21 protein-coding genes are annotated in these 16890 nt (G+C 38.6%); 10 read left to right on the top strand and 11 right to left on the bottom strand.

All coding sequences use genetic code 11. The features are described 5' to 3' along the window. Positions 1–83 precede the first annotated feature (83 nt). The gene (locus MKY51_RS14890; RefSeq protein WP_339173495.1) at positions 84–1256 is read left to right on the top strand and encodes a hypothetical protein; all 1173 of its coding nucleotides are present in this window, start codon (positions 84–86) and stop codon (positions 1254–1256) included. Positions 1257–1359: 103 nt separating this feature from the next. On the opposite strand, the gene MKY51_RS14885 is transcribed toward MKY51_RS14890, so the two are convergent. Next, positions 1360–1545, bottom strand: a complete 186-nt coding sequence (locus tag MKY51_RS14885; RefSeq protein WP_008406474.1) for a YhzD family protein — start codon at positions 1543–1545, stop codon at positions 1360–1362. A 279-nt stretch (positions 1546–1824) separates the two neighbouring features. Between MKY51_RS14885 and yhaM the strand changes: the two genes are divergently transcribed. Next, entirely contained in the window at positions 1825–2760 is a 936-nt protein-coding gene (gene yhaM / locus MKY51_RS14880) for a 3'-5' exoribonuclease YhaM (protein ID WP_339173491.1), read from the top strand. Between the two features lie 117 nt (positions 2761–2877). On the opposite strand, the gene serC is transcribed toward yhaM, so the two are convergent. After that, complete coding sequence (serC, locus tag MKY51_RS14875; RefSeq protein WP_339173489.1) at positions 2878–3975, bottom strand: 3-phosphoserine/phosphohydroxythreonine transaminase; 1098 nt, start codon at positions 3973–3975, stop codon at positions 2878–2880. A 251-nt stretch (positions 3976–4226) separates the two neighbouring features. On the opposite strand from serC, the gene MKY51_RS14870 reads away from it, so the two are divergent. Then, a complete protein-coding gene (locus tag MKY51_RS14870; protein WP_079524477.1) occupies positions 4227–4565 on the top strand; it encodes a zinc ribbon domain-containing protein YjdM in 339 nt (112 codons plus the stop codon). Between the two features lie 47 nt (positions 4566–4612). Here the strand turns inward: MKY51_RS14870 and MKY51_RS14865 are convergent, their stop codons facing one another. Further along, positions 4613–5461: a peptidylprolyl isomerase gene (locus MKY51_RS14865; RefSeq protein ID WP_339173485.1), complete on the bottom strand. Its 849-nt coding sequence runs from the start codon at positions 5459–5461 to the stop codon at positions 4613–4615. A gap of 147 nt (positions 5462–5608) precedes the next feature. Between MKY51_RS14865 and MKY51_RS14860 the strand changes: the two genes are divergently transcribed. Beyond that, entirely contained in the window at positions 5609–5713 is a 105-nt protein-coding gene (locus MKY51_RS14860) for a YjcZ family sporulation protein (protein WP_081483416.1), read from the top strand. 95 nt (positions 5714–5808) lie between these two features. Here MKY51_RS14860 and MKY51_RS14855 read toward each other — a convergent pair whose 3' ends face one another. From MKY51_RS14855 to MKY51_RS14835, 5 genes are all read right to left on the bottom strand, one after another. After that, the gene (locus MKY51_RS14855; RefSeq protein WP_079524475.1) at positions 5809–5994 is read right to left on the bottom strand and encodes a hypothetical protein; all 186 of its coding nucleotides are present in this window, start codon (positions 5992–5994) and stop codon (positions 5809–5811) included. A 35-nt stretch (positions 5995–6029) separates the two neighbouring features. Beyond that, the gene (locus MKY51_RS14850) at positions 6030–6569 is read right to left on the bottom strand and encodes a DUF3267 domain-containing protein (protein ID WP_339173483.1); all 540 of its coding nucleotides are present in this window, start codon (positions 6567–6569) and stop codon (positions 6030–6032) included. A 140-nt stretch (positions 6570–6709) separates the two neighbouring features. Beyond that, positions 6710–7273, bottom strand: coding sequence for an HTH-type transcriptional regulator Hpr (locus MKY51_RS14845; protein ID WP_339176652.1), 564 nt, complete (start codon positions 7271–7273; stop codon positions 6710–6712). Between the two features lie 183 nt (positions 7274–7456). After that, on the bottom strand, positions 7457–7825 hold the full coding sequence (locus MKY51_RS14840) for a YtxH domain-containing protein (RefSeq protein WP_339173480.1): 369 nt from the start codon (positions 7823–7825) through the stop codon (positions 7457–7459). 155 nt (positions 7826–7980) lie between these two features. Continuing rightward, positions 7981–8400, bottom strand: a complete 420-nt coding sequence (locus tag MKY51_RS14835) for an HIT family protein (protein ID WP_339173478.1) — start codon at positions 8398–8400, stop codon at positions 7981–7983. 310 nt (positions 8401–8710) lie between these two features. On the opposite strand from MKY51_RS14835, the gene MKY51_RS14830 reads away from it, so the two are divergent. Both MKY51_RS14830 and MKY51_RS14825 read left to right on the top strand, forming a co-directional pair. Beyond that, the gene (locus tag MKY51_RS14830; protein WP_339173477.1) at positions 8711–9460 is read left to right on the top strand and encodes an ABC transporter ATP-binding protein; all 750 of its coding nucleotides are present in this window, start codon (positions 8711–8713) and stop codon (positions 9458–9460) included. Further along, entirely contained in the window at positions 9444–10622 is a 1179-nt protein-coding gene (locus MKY51_RS14825; RefSeq protein WP_339173475.1) for an ABC transporter permease, read from the top strand. The genes MKY51_RS14830 and MKY51_RS14825 overlap by 17 nt, the downstream gene beginning before the upstream one ends. 62 nt (positions 10623–10684) lie before the next feature. On the opposite strand, the gene MKY51_RS14820 is transcribed toward MKY51_RS14825, so the two are convergent. From MKY51_RS14820 to MKY51_RS14810, 3 genes are all read right to left on the bottom strand, one after another. Next, positions 10685–11212 carry a chromate transporter gene (locus MKY51_RS14820; RefSeq protein ID WP_339173474.1) on the bottom strand — a complete coding sequence of 176 codons (528 nt, stop codon included), beginning with the start codon at positions 11210–11212 and terminating at the stop codon, positions 10685–10687. Next, positions 11209–11760 carry a chromate transporter gene (locus tag MKY51_RS14815; protein ID WP_339173472.1) on the bottom strand — a complete coding sequence of 184 codons (552 nt, stop codon included), beginning with the start codon at positions 11758–11760 and terminating at the stop codon, positions 11209–11211. The genes MKY51_RS14820 and MKY51_RS14815 overlap by 4 nt, the downstream gene beginning before the upstream one ends. Positions 11761–11882: 122 nt before the next feature. Further along, positions 11883–12389 (bottom strand): Target of RNAIII-activating protein, encoded by a 507-nt coding sequence (locus MKY51_RS14810; protein ID WP_339173470.1) that lies wholly within the window; start codon positions 12387–12389, stop codon positions 11883–11885. Between the two features lie 211 nt (positions 12390–12600). On the opposite strand from MKY51_RS14810, the gene hemE reads away from it, so the two are divergent. The 4 genes from hemE (at position 12601) to MKY51_RS14790 (ending at position 16871) form a co-directional block, all read left to right on the top strand. Further along, entirely contained in the window at positions 12601–13653 is a 1053-nt protein-coding gene (hemE, locus tag MKY51_RS14805) for a uroporphyrinogen decarboxylase (protein ID WP_339173469.1), read from the top strand. A gap of 155 nt (positions 13654–13808) precedes the next feature. Beyond that, on the top strand, positions 13809–14741 hold the full coding sequence (gene hemH / locus MKY51_RS14800) for a ferrochelatase (protein WP_339173467.1): 933 nt from the start codon (positions 13809–13811) through the stop codon (positions 14739–14741). A 12-nt stretch (positions 14742–14753) separates the two neighbouring features. Further along, positions 14754–16187, top strand: a complete 1434-nt coding sequence (hemY, locus tag MKY51_RS14795) for a protoporphyrinogen oxidase (protein WP_339173465.1) — start codon at positions 14754–14756, stop codon at positions 16185–16187. A 192-nt stretch (positions 16188–16379) separates the two neighbouring features. Continuing rightward, the gene (locus MKY51_RS14790) at positions 16380–16871 is read left to right on the top strand and encodes a FixH family protein (RefSeq protein WP_339173463.1); all 492 of its coding nucleotides are present in this window, start codon (positions 16380–16382) and stop codon (positions 16869–16871) included. The last annotated feature ends 19 nt before the right edge of the window (positions 16872–16890 follow it).

The raw sequence follows: 16890 nt of genomic DNA, 5'->3' as shown, positions 1-16890 counted from the left end.
TTTTTATTAGGTAATAAAATATTACTGTACATCATTACCGAATGCTTATATGATAGTGAAAGACTAAAAATGGAGGTAACTTCATGGACCAAATTTGGCTATCAGACAACCGGCGACAAATTGTACACAATGTGTATTGTCCCAATGTAAATGATGCGATTGCAATTTGCGAAATTGAATTAAAACAGCTGGATCAAGAACTAAGTAATTACTTGGAAGTCCCGTTCGAGCAATATCATGAAATACATGCACATTTTAATAATAGCGATATTATTAAGCAAGGTGCATTCACATATGAGCAAGTTCGTCACATATTAGATGCTGGAAATATCCATAATCTAGTGATTGATGAAAGAGGCTGTATCGATTTTAAGAAAGAAACAATCGGAATGAGTACCGCGATTTCTTTCGCGCAAAGTAAGTGGAATGGTGCAGATCGGGCTACCGCGGTTGAAAATGCTGTGCTGACAGGTTTAACAGTGATAGGGGAACCATTTGCCGAAGAAATAATCGAAAAGCAAATCGATAACCTGAATATTGTGGACCATATTGAACTGGATGATGGCATTGCAAGTGCTGTTAAAAAAAACGGTGCAAAAGCAGTTGTGAAGAGGATGGCTAGTACGGCTACAAAAAAGGCGATGTACAGTTCTGTTATTGCTAAAAAAGCGATCACATTACTCAATGCAAATGTTGTAACAGGAGCAATCGTAACAGGTGTCTTGTCGAGCGTCGATATTGTTCGCACGATTAAAAAACAGATGTCTCCTGCACAACTATTTAAAAACATTTCCAAAACAGCAGCAAGTGTTGCAGGGAGTATCGCGGGGTTAATCATCGGCGGGGGAGTCGGTCTCTCCATACCGAATGTCAGTACAGCGGTCATCAGTTTAATCGGGGGGATCATCGGTCTTATTATAGGGAGTATATTGACGACGACGCTTGTCAAAAAAGTGCTGGATCTATTTATAAAAGATGACTCGGTGAAAATGCTGGAAATTTTTAATGAAGAGCTTGTCCGTTTAGTAGAGCAGTATTTATTAAATGAAAAAGAGCTTGAACTCGTGTTAAGCGATTTTAATGAAATGTATAATATGCCGGAAGAGTTCCGGAATATGTATGCAGCAGAAGATCGTGTTGCGTATGCAAGGGATATGATTGAAAAAGAATTGAATCGTATTGTCAGGCTGCGCATGTATTTACAAGTCCCGACAAATGAAGAGTTCTATGGAGCAATTAAACGTTTAGCAAAATAAAGAAGGTGCCCTAAAATTTCAGGGCACCTTCTTGTTTATCCCGCAGGCGCGGAAGTTAACTACCGGTAAAAGCCGGATTGAAGTTTCACTATGTACGTTTAATCTAAACGTGGAATAAAATTAATTTACCCGACGAGTTTACTAATCGATGAGTTTTCTCGGCAATACCTTTTTCTTCGATTTGCTTTTGTCCTTCGATTTTTGCAGCATCATCGTTTGCGAAATTCCACACTTCATCAAATAATGTTTCCCCAGTTTTTTCAAATGCAGTAAAACGATAATTCTCCATTTAAACCACCCTTTATAAGCAAGATAATATAATTATACTAGAAATTTTTCGAAAATTCACGAATCAGCCATCATTATTCGAGAAATATTTGCATTTTATGAACTGTTCATGAACAATTTTATCCACAAATATTTACCCGGATTCTAAAATGGGTAAACACATTTTGTGAAGAAAATTCTCTTTCTTGAACCGACAAGCTATTGATTGTCTTTTAATCGATAAATCACGCATATACATGTTACAATAAATTGTAATAGAGTTATAAAGGGGCGATTGCTTGTGAATGGAATTACAAAACTCCAACCTGGTGAACAAGTGGACCAATATTTATTGATCAAAGAAGCAAAAAAAGGCGTGACGACTGTCGGTAAGCCTTTTATGTCACTAATTTTGCAGGATCGTAGCGGCGATATTGAAGCGAAGCTATGGGATACAAACGAAGAACATGAAAATTTATACCGTGCACAGGTAATTGTAAAAGTTGGGGGAGAGATTCACGACTATCGTGGAAAAAACCAACTGCGTGTGAAACAAATCCGACCTGCACGTGATGAGGAAGGCGTTCAAATCAGCGATCTTTTGCCGACATCTGCGGTGCCAAAAGAACAGTTATTTGAAGAGCTTACACAGTACTTCTTCCAAATTCAAAATCCGAATATCTCGCGTATTACACGTAATCTTACAAAAAAATACCAAGATCAAATACTGATCTATCCTGCCGCAACTAAAAATCATCATGACTATGCATCTGGTTTACTTGACCATGTTGTATCGATGCTGAAATTAAGTGAGGCGATTTGTGATCTATATCCGACGCTGAACCGTGATTTATTATATGCGGGGGTTATTTTGCATGATATCGGTAAGGTCATTGAGCTGAGCGGTCCAGTAGGTACAATGTATACGGTGGAAGGTAACTTGCTTGGTCATATTTCAATTATGGTCAATGAAATTGGTCAAGCTGCCAATGAACTGAAAATCGAAGGCGAAGAAGTGATGCTGCTTCAACATCTAGTGTTGTCACATCACGGAAAAGAAGAGTGGGGCAGCCCGAAAAAGCCGATGATTCAGGAAGCGGAAATTTTACACTATATTGATAATATTGACGCGAAGATGAATATGCTGACACGTGCACTTGATAAAACGAAGCCTGGCGAGTTTACAGAGCGTCTATTCCCATTAGACAACCGCTCATTCTACAAGCCGATGATTTAAGGTGCAGCTTTTTTGCAGACAGCAATACAACTTGATAAATTCAAAATAAGGCCGTTCAAATTCTAAATAAATTTGAACGGCCTTTCATTATGAAGAGAATTTCAATAACTTTATTTGTTATTGGTTATCCTTTTGGAATTTCACCATGAATTCAGCAAGGGCTTTGCATGTTTCGACTGGTACAGCGTTGTAAGCAGACGCGCGGCAGCCTCCTACAGAACGGTGACCGTTTAAACCGACAAATCCGGCTGTTTTTGCTTCAGCAAGGAATTTTTTCTCCAGCTCTTCATCAGCTACACGGAATGTAATGTTCATCAATGAACGAGAATCTTCAGTGGCATGCCCGAAGTAGAAGCCGTTCGAATTGTCGATGACATCATAAATATACTTCGCCTTTTCTTCATTGCGCTGTTCGATCGCTTCTAAGCCACCTTCAGCTTTCACCCATTTCAATACTTCGCCCAGCATATAAATACCGAATGTAGGAGGTGTATTGTACAACGAGTTATTTTTAGAATGTGTAGAGTACTTCAGCATTGTCGGGATAGTTGAATTCGCTTTTTCAAGGAAATCTTTACGGATGATGACAACCGTTACACCTGAAGGGCCTAAATTCTTCTGTGCGCCCGCATAAATCATGGCAAATTTCGATACATCAATTTTCTTTGATAAAATATCTGAAGACATGTCCGCAATGAGAGGAACGTCACCAGTAGTCGGGAACGTTTTCCACTGAGTACCGAAAATTGTATTGTTTGATGTTAAGTGAAGATATGCTGAATCTTCATCGATTTGGATATCTGAAAGAGCCGGGATGTTTTTGTAGTTATTGCTTTTTGAGCTTGCTGCTTCTACAGGTGTTCCGAATAACTTCGCTTCGGCAAAGGCTTTTTCTGACCAAGCACCTGTTTGGATATAGCTTGCCTTTTGTCCTTCATTTAAGAAGTTCATTGGAATCATTGAAAATTGAAGGCTTGCCCCGCCTTGTAAAAACAGTACTTCATAGTTTTCAGGAATTTCATATAACTGGCGTAAATTTGCAATCGCTTCATTATGGACTTCTTCAAATGCCGCACTTCGGTGGCTTAATTCCATTACCGACATACCAGTACCTTTAAAATCCACTAGCTCCGCCTGTGCTTTTTGTAAAACCTCTAATGGTAATGCCGATGGACCAGCATTAAAGTTAAACGCGCGTTTTGTTGTTACTGTCAATGCAATCACTCCTGAATTATTTATTAGAATATATAAGTTGATAATATACTCTTTCCGAACAAATATGTGAAAATTCTTGAAATTATTTTTTTTATAAACATAAATGAGAAGAACTTATAGAAAATTTATAGATTTTTGTCACAAAGGAAAAGGGAATGTTCGTGTTTTGGGCATAGTTACTTTTATAGCCTTGTTTATAAACAGGAACTATGCGAGTATAGAGGGGATGAAATACAGGAGGTATGTAAAAAATGGAACAATTACCCAAGTGTCCGGAGTGCGGATCAGAGTATACGTATGAAGATGGACAAAATTATGTGTGCCCGGAATGTGCACATGAATGGTCTCAATCAGCTGAAACAGTGCAAGAAGAAGGATTAGTCGTTCGTGATGCAAATGGCAACCTGTTAGCTGATGGCGATACTGTAACAGTTGTAAAAGATTTGAAAGTAAAGGGAAGCTCCTCTACATTAAAAATCGGTACACGTGTAAAAAATATTCGACTAGTGGAAGGCGACCACAATATCGATTGTAAAATTGATGGTTTTGGTGCAATGAAGCTGAAATCGGAATTCGTGAAGAAAAACTAAAAAAATGCGAGACCCGATTATGGGCCTCGCACTTTATATTTCAACGATTATTCAGCTTTGAAGCCTGAAAAAGCGTCTTTTAAATCTTTGTCTTTTACTTTTACGTCAGCTTCGTTAATTAACTCTGCCATTTTTGTGTTCCAATCCGCTTTTGTAGCAGCAATTGATTCACGGATTTCTTCTTTTTTGTCTTCAAGTTTCCCGTAATCTTTCACATCACGTTTTTCAGTTACTTGAATGATGTGGAAGCCATGTTCAGATTGTACAGGCTCACTGATTTCGTCTACTTCCAATGCATATGCAGCATCGTTGAATTCAGGTACCATTGTACCTACTGTAAACCAGCCTAAATCTCCGCCTTGTGCGCCAGAACCTGGATCAGTTGAGAATTCTTTCGCTAATTCAGCAAAATCTTCCCCAGCATCTAATTTAGCTTTAATTTCTTTTGCAGTCTCTTCATCTTCCACTAAAATGTGGCGAGCGTTTAATTCTTGAGATGCTTGGTTGTAGTACTTTTCGATTTCCTCGTCAGTTACTTCAACATCTTTTAAAGCTTTCTCTTGTAACAGTGTGAAACGAATATTTGTTTTTAACGTTTCTTCCGTTAAATTGCTTTGTGCTAAAATCGACTCGTAGCTATCGCCATACTGCTCTTTAACACCCTTCAATTCTTCTTCGATTTCCTCATCTGTTACTTTATATTTATCGTTTAAAATCTGCTCAACTACTACTTGCTGTAATAATTGATCACCAGCGATGTCCTTCATTGAATTATAAAATTCTTCTTGAGTGATATCGCCTACGCTTGTTGATACAACAACTTCATCTCCAGGATTACTGCATGCAGCTAAACCGATTGAAGCAGCAACTGTTAATGCAAAAATGGTCTTTTTCATTTGAATACGCTCCTAACTTAACTTTAATGCAATTGTAACTATAACATAAACGATTTAAAAACAAAATGGTTGCATGTGAAGAGCGCCTAAGTTTTGTGACAACAGGCGCATACGATATTGAGAGAAAGAGAGAAGGGAGGTGTCAATATGGGTGGCGGAGGTTACAACGGCGGCGGCTACGGCTCTGGCTTTGCTCTTTTAGTTGTATTGTTTATCTTGTTGATTATTGTAGGTGCAGCTTTCATCTACTAAGAAAGAAAGGTGTGTTAAAAGTCGTAAAGACTTTTAACACACCTTTTCCAATTATTAAAGTATGGACCAAAAAATTTATTACATATAAAAATTTTTTAAACGGCTAGCAGTACTTCAACATACATGCTTACAAGTAAAATCGTAATCAGTACATTAATCGTACGGAAAATTTTTGGCTGTTTTTCTTCTGGAATTTCACGTCGACTGCATAATGCGGCAGTCATTCGATTTATTTGGAATAAGTATATTACTGAGAATAAGATCACAACAAGTAGTAACAAATTTATTCCTCCCCTCTAAAGCATCAATAAAAAACCTAAATATCAAGCGGAACTAAAATTTCATAACCTCTTGGCGTTTCTTCAATTATAGCATTGTTTGGTGCATACATTAAATTTTTCACATATAAAAAATCCATGAGACAAATACAGCAGTGAAATGCGAGTAAACCGCTAAAATAATGCGCATATTCCGGGAAGTTAATGCCCCCGGCGATTATTGCTGCATTAATCACGATAAAAGGTGTGACGAGTGCAAAAAGGTACGACTTTTTCGGAATACCATGCTGCAGACGCATCCGGACAACCGGTAAAAGGTGTTGAATCTTAAAGCGAATAACGAGTGATTTTCTATGTTGAAACAGAGCGAAATAATGTAATAATTTATGCATAGGATAAATAAATGGTAATACTAATAAAACTAACCATAAATGGCGATCGATATGCTTACCGTTAAAATTAAAACTGAATGCAATGTATGAAAAGCAGAATACAAGGATGAAAAGGGTGATTGCCAATAATACAAGTCTTCCCGTACCGTATTCACGCTCAATATTGATTGTTTTCCAACAATGCATGTGAGCCCCCCTAAAATATTATGGAAAAGGACGTATTATGCTTTTCCATTAACGAAACATTATTAAACATAAAACTAACTATAATAAATAAAAAAAGAAATGTCATCAATTTAAATTGTCGACATTTCTTAATAGAAATTTTATGAAGTTGTAGTGATGGACGGTTTACCTTTGTCGTCAATCGTTTCTTTAAAGTTGAAGAAAGAACGTTCGAATATTTCGATGAAGTCATCCCCGTAAATATTACGGATAACAGCCATTACATCCAAAAACTCTGGGAAACGCCCGTAAAGTTCTTTTAATGGTAATGCACCAATTAAAATCGTATGTTCTGTATCGTGATAATGATCATACATACGTAGGATGAGTTCTGCACCTTTATCAGTCAACTCAACATATGTATTACGTTTGTCTTCATCACGTTTTGAGAAAGTAAGTAATCCACGTTCTTCTAATTTTTTTGAAAAGTTGAAAGCGGTAGATACATGCATGACACCAAATTTAGCTACATCTGAAATGGATGCACCTTTCAAATGATATGAAATCCATAAAATATGATGTTCATTAATATTTAAATCAAAAGGTTTAATCCATGTTTGCCAATCTTTTTCGATAGCTTTCCATAGTGCTTTCGAAAGTTGTGCGACTCTTTGGCTAAATAACATAGCCTCTCGTTGTGAGTATAAATCTTCTGTCAAAGCAATCACCTTCTTCTTTCATTTACGTTTTAAAAATATTATAGCAATAAAAGAAAAGACTTTAAAGTTAGAAAAATGGAATAATTCAACATTGGTTGATTTATGCTATAAAAAAGTAAATTTGGGATTAATTTGACTGATTTCAAACTTTATTTTAGTTCGAAAGTTATAGTGGTGAATGACTGTTCATTACCCGTTATTTCTATTTGAAGGAATATTTTTCTCGATTTCACTTATAGAATTCTGTAATTTCTCTATTTCTTGTTTGAGATTTACTGTTTCCGGCTCAATCTGAGTTTTGAAATTTGCGAAATTATCCTTTAATTCATTTACTATACTAGGCATACTATTTTGTACTTCTGCTTTTAATGTTGTAATCGATTGCTTTACATTATTTAATTCATGTTGAACGTCTTGGAGTTTTGATTTGGCGATCTTTGTGTTTTCCAATAAGTTTTGGCGTAAAGCTGTACCTGATTGTGGTGCTGTAAATAAAATAACAGCCGCACCGCTAACAATGCCTGTTGTAATTCCTAGTAAAAATGATTTTGCTTTCATATTGTTAACCTCGCTTTTTTTATTTGTTATCCAAATCTTTTTCCAAATCCATCTTCCGATAAACATTGAAAAGATTAGGCGGGAAAGTATTAAAAGAAAAACCAGCATTTTCACTTATGAGAAAGATGCTGGCCATAGTCTCCTTGTAGGAGCAATTATAAGTGGGATTTAATTTCCTCAGAAAGTGTCGACAGCACATCTGGCGGGAATTCCTGTGAACGACCATTCCAGTTGACAACTAGTCCGTCTTTTTCATCATATCGAGGAACAAGATGCAAGTGGTAATGGAAAACAGTTTGACCTGCTTCAGCACCGTTATTATTAATCGTATTCATACCAGCCGGGTTAAAAGCAGCTTTAATGGCATTCGCCACTTTCGGGGCAGCAGCATATAAGTTACGTGCTACATCTTCTGGCATTTCAAACAGATCTTTGCAATGTGTTTTCGGGATTAACAATGTATGGCCTTTTGTTAACGGGGCAATATCCATGAAGGCAAAAGTATGCTCATCCTCATAAACTTTAACACTTGGAATTTCACCGGCAATAATTTTGCAAAATAAGCAATCACTCATCTTTTTTATCGCTCCTTTTCTATTTTTGAGTTTCACCATTAGAAGTTCGAAAAAAATGTTATTGTAAATTGAGAGGAATCGAGGGCGGTAAATTCACTTGGAAAACATCCGCCTACAATAAAAATCAATTGTACAACCCCAATTTATGGTGAAGATACTATTATTTTTCTTTATTCTATCATAGATTATTCGGAAAACTACTTTCTTATATGAAGGATTTATTTTTTGTTCTCTGAATTGAGTGTTGCATTCAGTGTTCAATTTTATTCGCTTTTGATAAACTAAATTTTAGAAAAGAGGAGTGACGACTGTGACAATTTTACAACTGCAAAATGTAACAGGTGGTTATACGAGAAAGCCTGTGATTCAAGATTTATCATTTGAAATTAACAAAGGAGAGCTCGTTGGATTAATCGGTCTTAACGGTGCCGGGAAAAGTACGACGATCAAGCATATTATTGGCACGCTCTTACCGCGCTCTGGAGAAATTCGTTTAAACGGTGTGACGTTGAAGGAGAATTTGGACAAGTATCGGTCAAGCTTCTCGTACATTCCGGAAACACCTGTACTGTATGAAGAATTAACATTAAAAGAACATTTACAATTAACGGCAATGGCCTATGGTTTAGATGAAAAAACGCTGGATGCGCGCTCGGAAGTTTTATTGAAGGAATTCCGTATGGAAAAGCGATTAAATTGGTTCCCGTCGCACTTTTCAAAAGGAATGCGCCAGAAGGTAATGATTATGTGCGCATTTTTAGTCGATCCAAGTCTGTATATTATCGATGAGCCGTTTGTCGGGTTAGATCCGCTCGGCATTCAGTCATTGCTAGACCAAATGGATGATAAAAAACGTGCAGGGGCATCGATTTTAATGTCTACACATATTTTATCGACTGCTGAAAAACATTGTGACCGTATCATTCTTCTTCATGAAGGACGCGTACGTGCACAAGGGACAATGAATGATTTGCGCAAAGCGTTCAATATGCCGACTGCGACACTCGATGATTTGTATATTGCGATGACAAAGGAGCAAGACAATGAACAGCATGCATAGTGTATGGGCTAAGCGCTTCGAGCATTACATCGGCGAAGTGATGAAGTATATGCGCTTCGTCTTTACAGGGCATATTGCGATTGTCCTTGTCTTTATCGCAGGGGCGGGGGGATATCAGTACAGCGAATGGCTGAAGGTCGTGCAGCCGGATTTCCCGGCAGAGTGGCTCATTGCCGTTATCGCAGGGGGCTTAGTCGCATTCAGTAGACCTGTCACTTTATTGAAAGAACCGGATCAGGTGTACTTATTGCCGCTTGAGAGCCAAATGCCGAACTATTTCAAAAAGGCGCTGAACTGGACATTTTGGTCACAGGTGCTAGTGCCGGTCGTTCTTTATATAATAGCGATTCCGTTGTTGAAAGAGGTTACGCCACTTAGCGTAGGAGAAATTTGGCTGACTGCCGCGTTTATCGCAGTATTAAAATATATTAATGTTCGCGCCGAATTCAACTACCGCTATGCGAACCGTGGCAATGCCATCGGATTCGACCGATTTGTACGGGCGGTCGTATCGATTATCGGGATCCAAATGACTTTGACAGACGGCTTTTTAGGCATCGTATTTCTAATTATGATGGCTTATTATGCATTTACATTGAAGAAGAAAGTTCAGGATAACCCGGTGCCTTACGAGCATTTTATTAAACTTGAGCAAAACCGGATGATGCGTTTTTACCGTTTTGCCAACTACTTTACAGATGTCCCGCATTTAAAGGGCTCTGTCAAACGTCGTGCATGGCTCGATATAGCGTATAAAGCAATCAGCTATAAAAAGGAAAATACACAGGCGTATTTGATTTACCGTACGTTTATCCGTACAGATGACCATTTTTACTTATGGGTACGGTTAACAGCGATTTCAGCTGTTATTGCGATGTTTATTACGATTCCGTTTGTTACTTGGATCGTTGCAGGTGCATTGGCATTTGCGACAACACTTCAGCTTAAGTATGCGCTCATGTCAGCAGGGGATTTCCGAATGGACATGCTTTACCCGATTCCGCGCGATACGAGAAAACAGGCTGTCGCAAAACTGCTTCGTCAACTAAGCATTGTACAGGCTTTTATCGTGACACTATGTGCAGTAATGCAGCCGCAGTTTTACATCATCCCGGTTGTCATTATCGCAGTGAGCGAACTGACGATGAGAATGTCAAAATAATAAATGGAATATTAATAAATAAGGCACCCATTTTCTAGAGTGAAAATGGGTGCCTATTATGTTTATAACAAGAAGCCGCCGATTAGTAAGCCGACGACGATTACTATAATAGAAGGAACTTTGAATTTTTCCAATGCAAGATAGCTGCCGACGATCATTAAAATCGTTGGAATCAGTTTATTTGATTCATAGGAAGACTTTGCGAAATCGAATGTTAATGTAATTAATAATACGGCAATTGCAGGTAGTACAAAGCTTGATAATCGGATTACTTTAGGTGAATCTCTATATTTATGTAGAAGATTTAAAAGTGTAATCATCAAAATCAGGGTAGGGGCAACTGTCGCGAATAACGCGATAAAACTCCCTAAAATTCCACCGACTTCAAAGCCGATATAGCCCGCCATCTTCGTTGCAATAGGGCCTGGCAGTGAATTGGCCAAAGCTAGAAACTCACTGAATTCACTTTGCGTCATCCACGCATACCTGTCTACTACTTCATGTTCGATTAACGGGATGGAAGCAGGTCCGCCACCGTATGCTAAAAGGTTCGGTATTAAAAATGCAATGAAAATCTCCCAAAATATCATTGTTCTTTTCCTCCTTTAGCCGGCAGTGCAAGCGCCAATATTAAGAGGGAAGCAATGATGATCCCAGGGTGAAGATCAAATACAACAATCGTTATAAAACTATATAAGAAAATAATTGCACTGATTTTCAAACCTAAAGACTTATGCGATTTTTTTAGGAAATCGAATGCATAGAGCCCCATCATCACTGTCACAATGGGGATAACCCCTTTAGACATGTTATTGATGAAATCGGAGTTGCTAAATTGCTTCAATGAATTTAATAATATGATGATTAATAGTACGGTAGGTATGACCGAGGCAAACAGGGCATTGATTAACCCGAGCATTCCGCCTATACGGTAGCCTATATAGCCTGCCATTTTTGTCGCAATCGGTCCAGGCAATGTATTACCAATTGATAAAACATCCGAAAAATCATCGTCTGTCATAAGTTTATACTTTTCCACCACTTCTTTATGTAGTAATGGAATGATTGTCGGACCTCCGCCGAAGCCAAGAATTCCGGACACAAAAAAAGCTTTAAACAACTGAATTTGAATTTTCACATCATAACCGCCTTTTAATTAGTTGGAAGCAAAATAGTTCGGAAAACGAAAGAATTTCTAAATATGTATTATTTTATATAAAAATGCTACGAAATACAATCGTAGCATTTTTGATAGAAGCATTATTCTTTTGAAGCTGCACTATATGTCGTAATATAAGAGGATGAGTTAAACATCGACTGTAGCACTTGTGTCGTACCTTCAAAAACAGGGGCAAATGAAGTTTTATACTCATCGCTTGCTTTCCATACTTCGTAGGAAGCAGGTCCGCCCCATTGAATGATAAATAAATAGGTTTCTGCTTTAACCGGGCGCAATAAACGGTAGGCAATGACAGCATCATTGGAATTCAGTGCAGGGATGACGTCGAGAGCTTTTTTCTCGAAAACCGGGCGTTCATCTGACATAATGGGCATATTGAAAAAAGTAAAATAGCCCTTTTGCGTAAACTGCCCATCCTGTGCAATGACTTCAAACTTGCGAGGTACTGCGAAAATTGATTTTTTGTCTGTTTCATGCAACACCACCGAATTGCCATTTCCGTGCAATAAAACTAAAGGGTGCTGCGGATTTTTTGCGATTAATTTTTCCATATAGTCAGGTGTTCCTGAAGTTACATAAAAATTCATAAGACCGACCTCCTTTACACTATTATTTCCATTTATAAAGATGTTCAAGCCATTTGTCAAAAAGTTCTATAGCAGAAGAGACAATTTTATGACATTTATTGAAGAAATCTATACAATTATTAATGAAAAGTTTATAGTCGATCATGGATATCAATGACGTTTTTGAGGTATAGAATAAAAAAGAATTTATTTTAAGGGGTAGAAATCAAAAATGATGAAATTTAATGACACATTATTACGTGCTGCTCGCGGTGAGCAAGTAGAACATACGCCGGTTTGGTTTATGCGCCAGGCAGGCCGTTCACAGCCAGAATATCGTGAAATAAAAGAAAAATATTCATTAGAAGAGATTACAATGCAGCCGGAGTTATGTGCATATGTGACGCGTTTACCTGTTGAACAATACAATGTAGATGCTGCGATTCTTTATAAAGATATCGTTACCCCTTTACCAGGAATGGGAATTGATGTGAAAATAAAAGCGGGAATCGGTCCGGTTATTTCAAACCCTATCCGTTCAGCTGCTGATGTAGAAAAATTACGTGATTTCAATGCACAAGAGCATACACCTTACGTGCTTGAAACAATTAAAATGTTAACGACAGAACAGTTAAATGTTCCGTTAATCGGTTTTGGCGGTGCTCCGTTTACGCTTGCAAGCTATATGATCGAAGGCGGCCCGAGCAAAAACTACGCTAAAACAAAGTCATTCATGGTTTCGCAGCCAAAAACATGGTTTGCGTTAATGGACAAACTGGCTGATATGATTATTGTGGATATTACAGCACAAGTAGAAGCTGGTGCAAAGGCAATCCAAATTTTCGATTCTTGGGTTGGTGCATTAAATGTAGAAGATTACCGTATTTTCATTAAACCGACGATGACACGTATTTTTGCTGAATTGCGCGCATTGAATGTGCCGTTAATCCAATTCGGTGTAGGTGCTTCGCATTTAGTAAAAGAATGGCATGACCTGCCTGTCGATGTCGTTGGTTTGGACTGGCGTTTACCAATCCGTGAAGCAGAAGCGCGCGGCGTTACAAAAGCGGTACAAGGGAACTTGGATCCTACATTATTACTGGCAGACTGGAACGTAATCGAAGCAAGAGCGAAAGATATCGTTGATCAAGGTTTAGCACATACAGGCGGACATATTTTCAACTTAGGCCACGGTGTCTTCCCAGAAGTAGACCCAGCTGTCTTAAAACGACTAACAACATTTGTACATGAATACAGCCGCGAACAAATCGCAAAACGTTCATAATACAACAATAAATTCAAATTTGATTATTCACCGGTATAGGTGAGAAAACTATATAAGATGAAGGTTGACTGGAGAACCCAAAAACTAAACGGGATGTAAAACCTTTAAAACTAACAAAAAAGAAACGTGTTTAAAAACATGCAGAGGTGACTTACATGAAAGAAGTACGCGGGTTATTAGTAATGGCTTATGGTACGCCATATAAAGAAGAAGATATCGAACGTTATTACACACATATTCGTCACGGCCGTAAACCGAGCCAGGAACATTTGGACGACTTAACAGAACGCTACCGTGCAATCGGCGGTATTTCTCCGCTTGCGAAAATGACGGAAGCACAGGCTCATGCATTATGTGCACGTTTGAATGAAGTACAGGACGAAGTGGAATATAAAGTATTTATCGGCTTAAAACATATCGAACCATTTGTAGAAGATGCAGTAGAAGCAATGGTGAAAGAAGGAATCACGGAAGCGGTATCGATCGTTTTAGCACCACACTTCTCAACATTCTCGATTAAATCTTACAATGGACGAGCGAAAGAAGCTGCAGAAAAATTAGGCGGTACATTAAATATCACTTCTGTTGAAGCGTGGTATGACGAGCCTAAATTCATTGAATTCTGGAAAAATGCCGTAAATGGCGAGTTGGCAAAAATGACAGAAGAAGAACGCGCAAATGCTTGCCTGATCGTGTCTAACCACTCATTACCGGAAAAAATCAAACTTGCAGGCGACCCGTATGAAGAGCAGTTAATCGAAACAGCACGTTTAATTGAAGAGGCTTCTGATATCGTGAATGTTGAAGTAGGCTGGCAGTCAGCCGGACAAACACCGGAGCCATGGTTAGGACCGGACGTACAGGATTTAACAAAGGAATTATTTGAGCAAAAAGGTTATAAAGCTTTCATCTATACACCAGTAGGATTTGTTACAGAGCATTTAGAAGTGTTATATGATAATGACATTGAGTGTAAAGTTGTTTGTGACGAAATCGGTGCAAGCTACTATCGCCCGACAATGCCAAATACACATCCTTTATTCATTGATGCAATGGTACATGCCATCAATAAAAAATTAGCGAAATAGTAGAGAGTGATGATGAGGGTGACTTTAAAAAGGAACAAGGTTGTTATCGTTGGCGGTGGCATCACTGGTTTAACGACGGCATACTATTTACAGCAAAAAACGAAGGCGCACAATTTACCGATTGATATCGTGCTGATCGAAGCGTCACTACGTTTAGGTGGTAAGATCCATACTGTACGACAAAATGGATATATTATCGAACGTGGGCCTGAATCGTTTTTTGATACAGGTAGCAGTGTCCGAAAGTTGGCACGTGATTTAAATATCGAACATGAGATGATTCAAAATAATTATGGTCGAACATTCATCGCAGTTGGCAGCAAGTTACACCAAATTCCGAGCAATATTCTGCTCGGGGGGTCACCTAAAATCTTACCGTTCATGACATCGAATGTTCTATCTTTAATGGGGAAATTCCGCGCAGCAGGGGATTTATTATTACCGAAATTACCGCATGCGGCGGACGAACCGATCAGTGAGTTTTTTAATCGGCGTTTTGGCAGAGAAGTTGTCGAAAATTTAGTTGAGCCGGTATTGGCAGGTACTTTTGCAGGCGATGTCGACCATCTCAGTATGCAATCGATGTTCCCGCAGTTTTACCAGTTGGAAAAAGACTACCGCAGTTTACTGCTTGGTATGAAAAAAACAGGTAAAGGTATTTACGCGCTTGTGGATACACCAGGTGAACTACATTATGAATCATTTGAAAATGGGCTGGAATCATTGATTGAAACATTGGAAAATGCTTTAACCGATGTTACGATTTTAAAAGGGTTGAAAGTGAATTCCATCGAAAATAATATGGATGATACTCACCTTATTGAATTGAATGATGGGACGTCTATACAGGCGGACAAAGTCGTTGTAACGACACCATTTAATGTAACGAAAAGAATCTTCCCGGACTCTGTAACGATGCAGCAAGTTCCGGATATGAATTATGCTACAATTGCCACGGTTACGATGGCATTCGAAAAAGGGTCAATGCAAAAATATGAAGATGCGCTGAACTTCTTCGTTTCCCGCAATAGTCATTTTGCTATTACAAGCTGTACGTGGAGTCACCGTAAATGGGATAATGTCTCCCCGGATGGCCATGAACTGTTGAGGGTTTATATTGGCCGTGTAGGAGACGAATCGATTGTGGAGCTGCCCGACAGTGAAATTGAAAAAATCGTATTGCAGGATTTGGAACGGGCGGTAGGTTTGAATGCCTCGCCATTGTTGACAACAGTTGCCCGTTGGAAGGAAGCAATGCCTCAATATACAATTGGTCATGAGTCGCGCATGTCTACTATGAAAGAACAGTTCTATCAAGAGTTTCCGAATGTCTATTTAACAGGAAGCTCCTATGAGGGAATTAGTATTCCGGACTGTGTCTTCCAAGGAAGAACGACTGCAGAGCAATTACTCAACCAGTTGGCCGAAGCTAAATTGGCAATATAACATCAATAGAATGATTGAATGAAATGCTGTATTAAAAGTGAGTCGCTTTTAATGCAGTGTTTTTATTTTGGATAATTTTTCAATGGTTCACAAATTTATCTTAAATTTAGTATGCATCGGTAAGGTTTTTTTAGTACGCTAATAACGATAGGATGAATTACATAATTGTTCATAAGGATGGGAGATTTAACGATGAGAAAATGGCTTTACAGTTTAGTTGCAGTACCTTTTTTACTGGTAGGGTGTGGGGATGAGCCGGAAGTGGAAACGCTTGATACTGCCGAGGTACCGTCAATTATCGATGTACATATTCAAACAGCTGAACAATTGAATACAGGGGAAACGATTCAGCTTGCGGCACGTGTGACTCAGGATGAAGAAGCGGTAAATGATGCGAAAGAAGTGAAGTTTGAAGTATGGGAATCGGGTCTTCGTGATGAAGGGGAGATGCTGGACGGAGAACTGACAGAAGACGGAATCTATGTCGCTGACTATACGTTTGACCATGATGGCGTATACTATATGTTTGCCCATACGACGGCGCGCGGCATGCATGTCATGCCAAAGCAGGAGCTGATCGTCGGCAACCCGGATATGAGCAAAGTGCTGGAAGATACAAGTTCTGATTCGATGGAACACGACGAAGAACAGGATGAAGAAAAAGAAGAAGAACATAACCATTAAATATTGCAATATAAGAAGA

This window comes from Solibacillus sp. FSL R5-0691 (genome assembly GCF_037974225.1).
Taxonomy (GTDB): Bacteria; Bacillota; Bacilli; order Bacillales_A; family Planococcaceae; genus Solibacillus.
The sequence above is the reverse complement of the archived record's forward strand: the minus strand, read 5'-3'. Positions and strand labels throughout refer to the sequence as shown.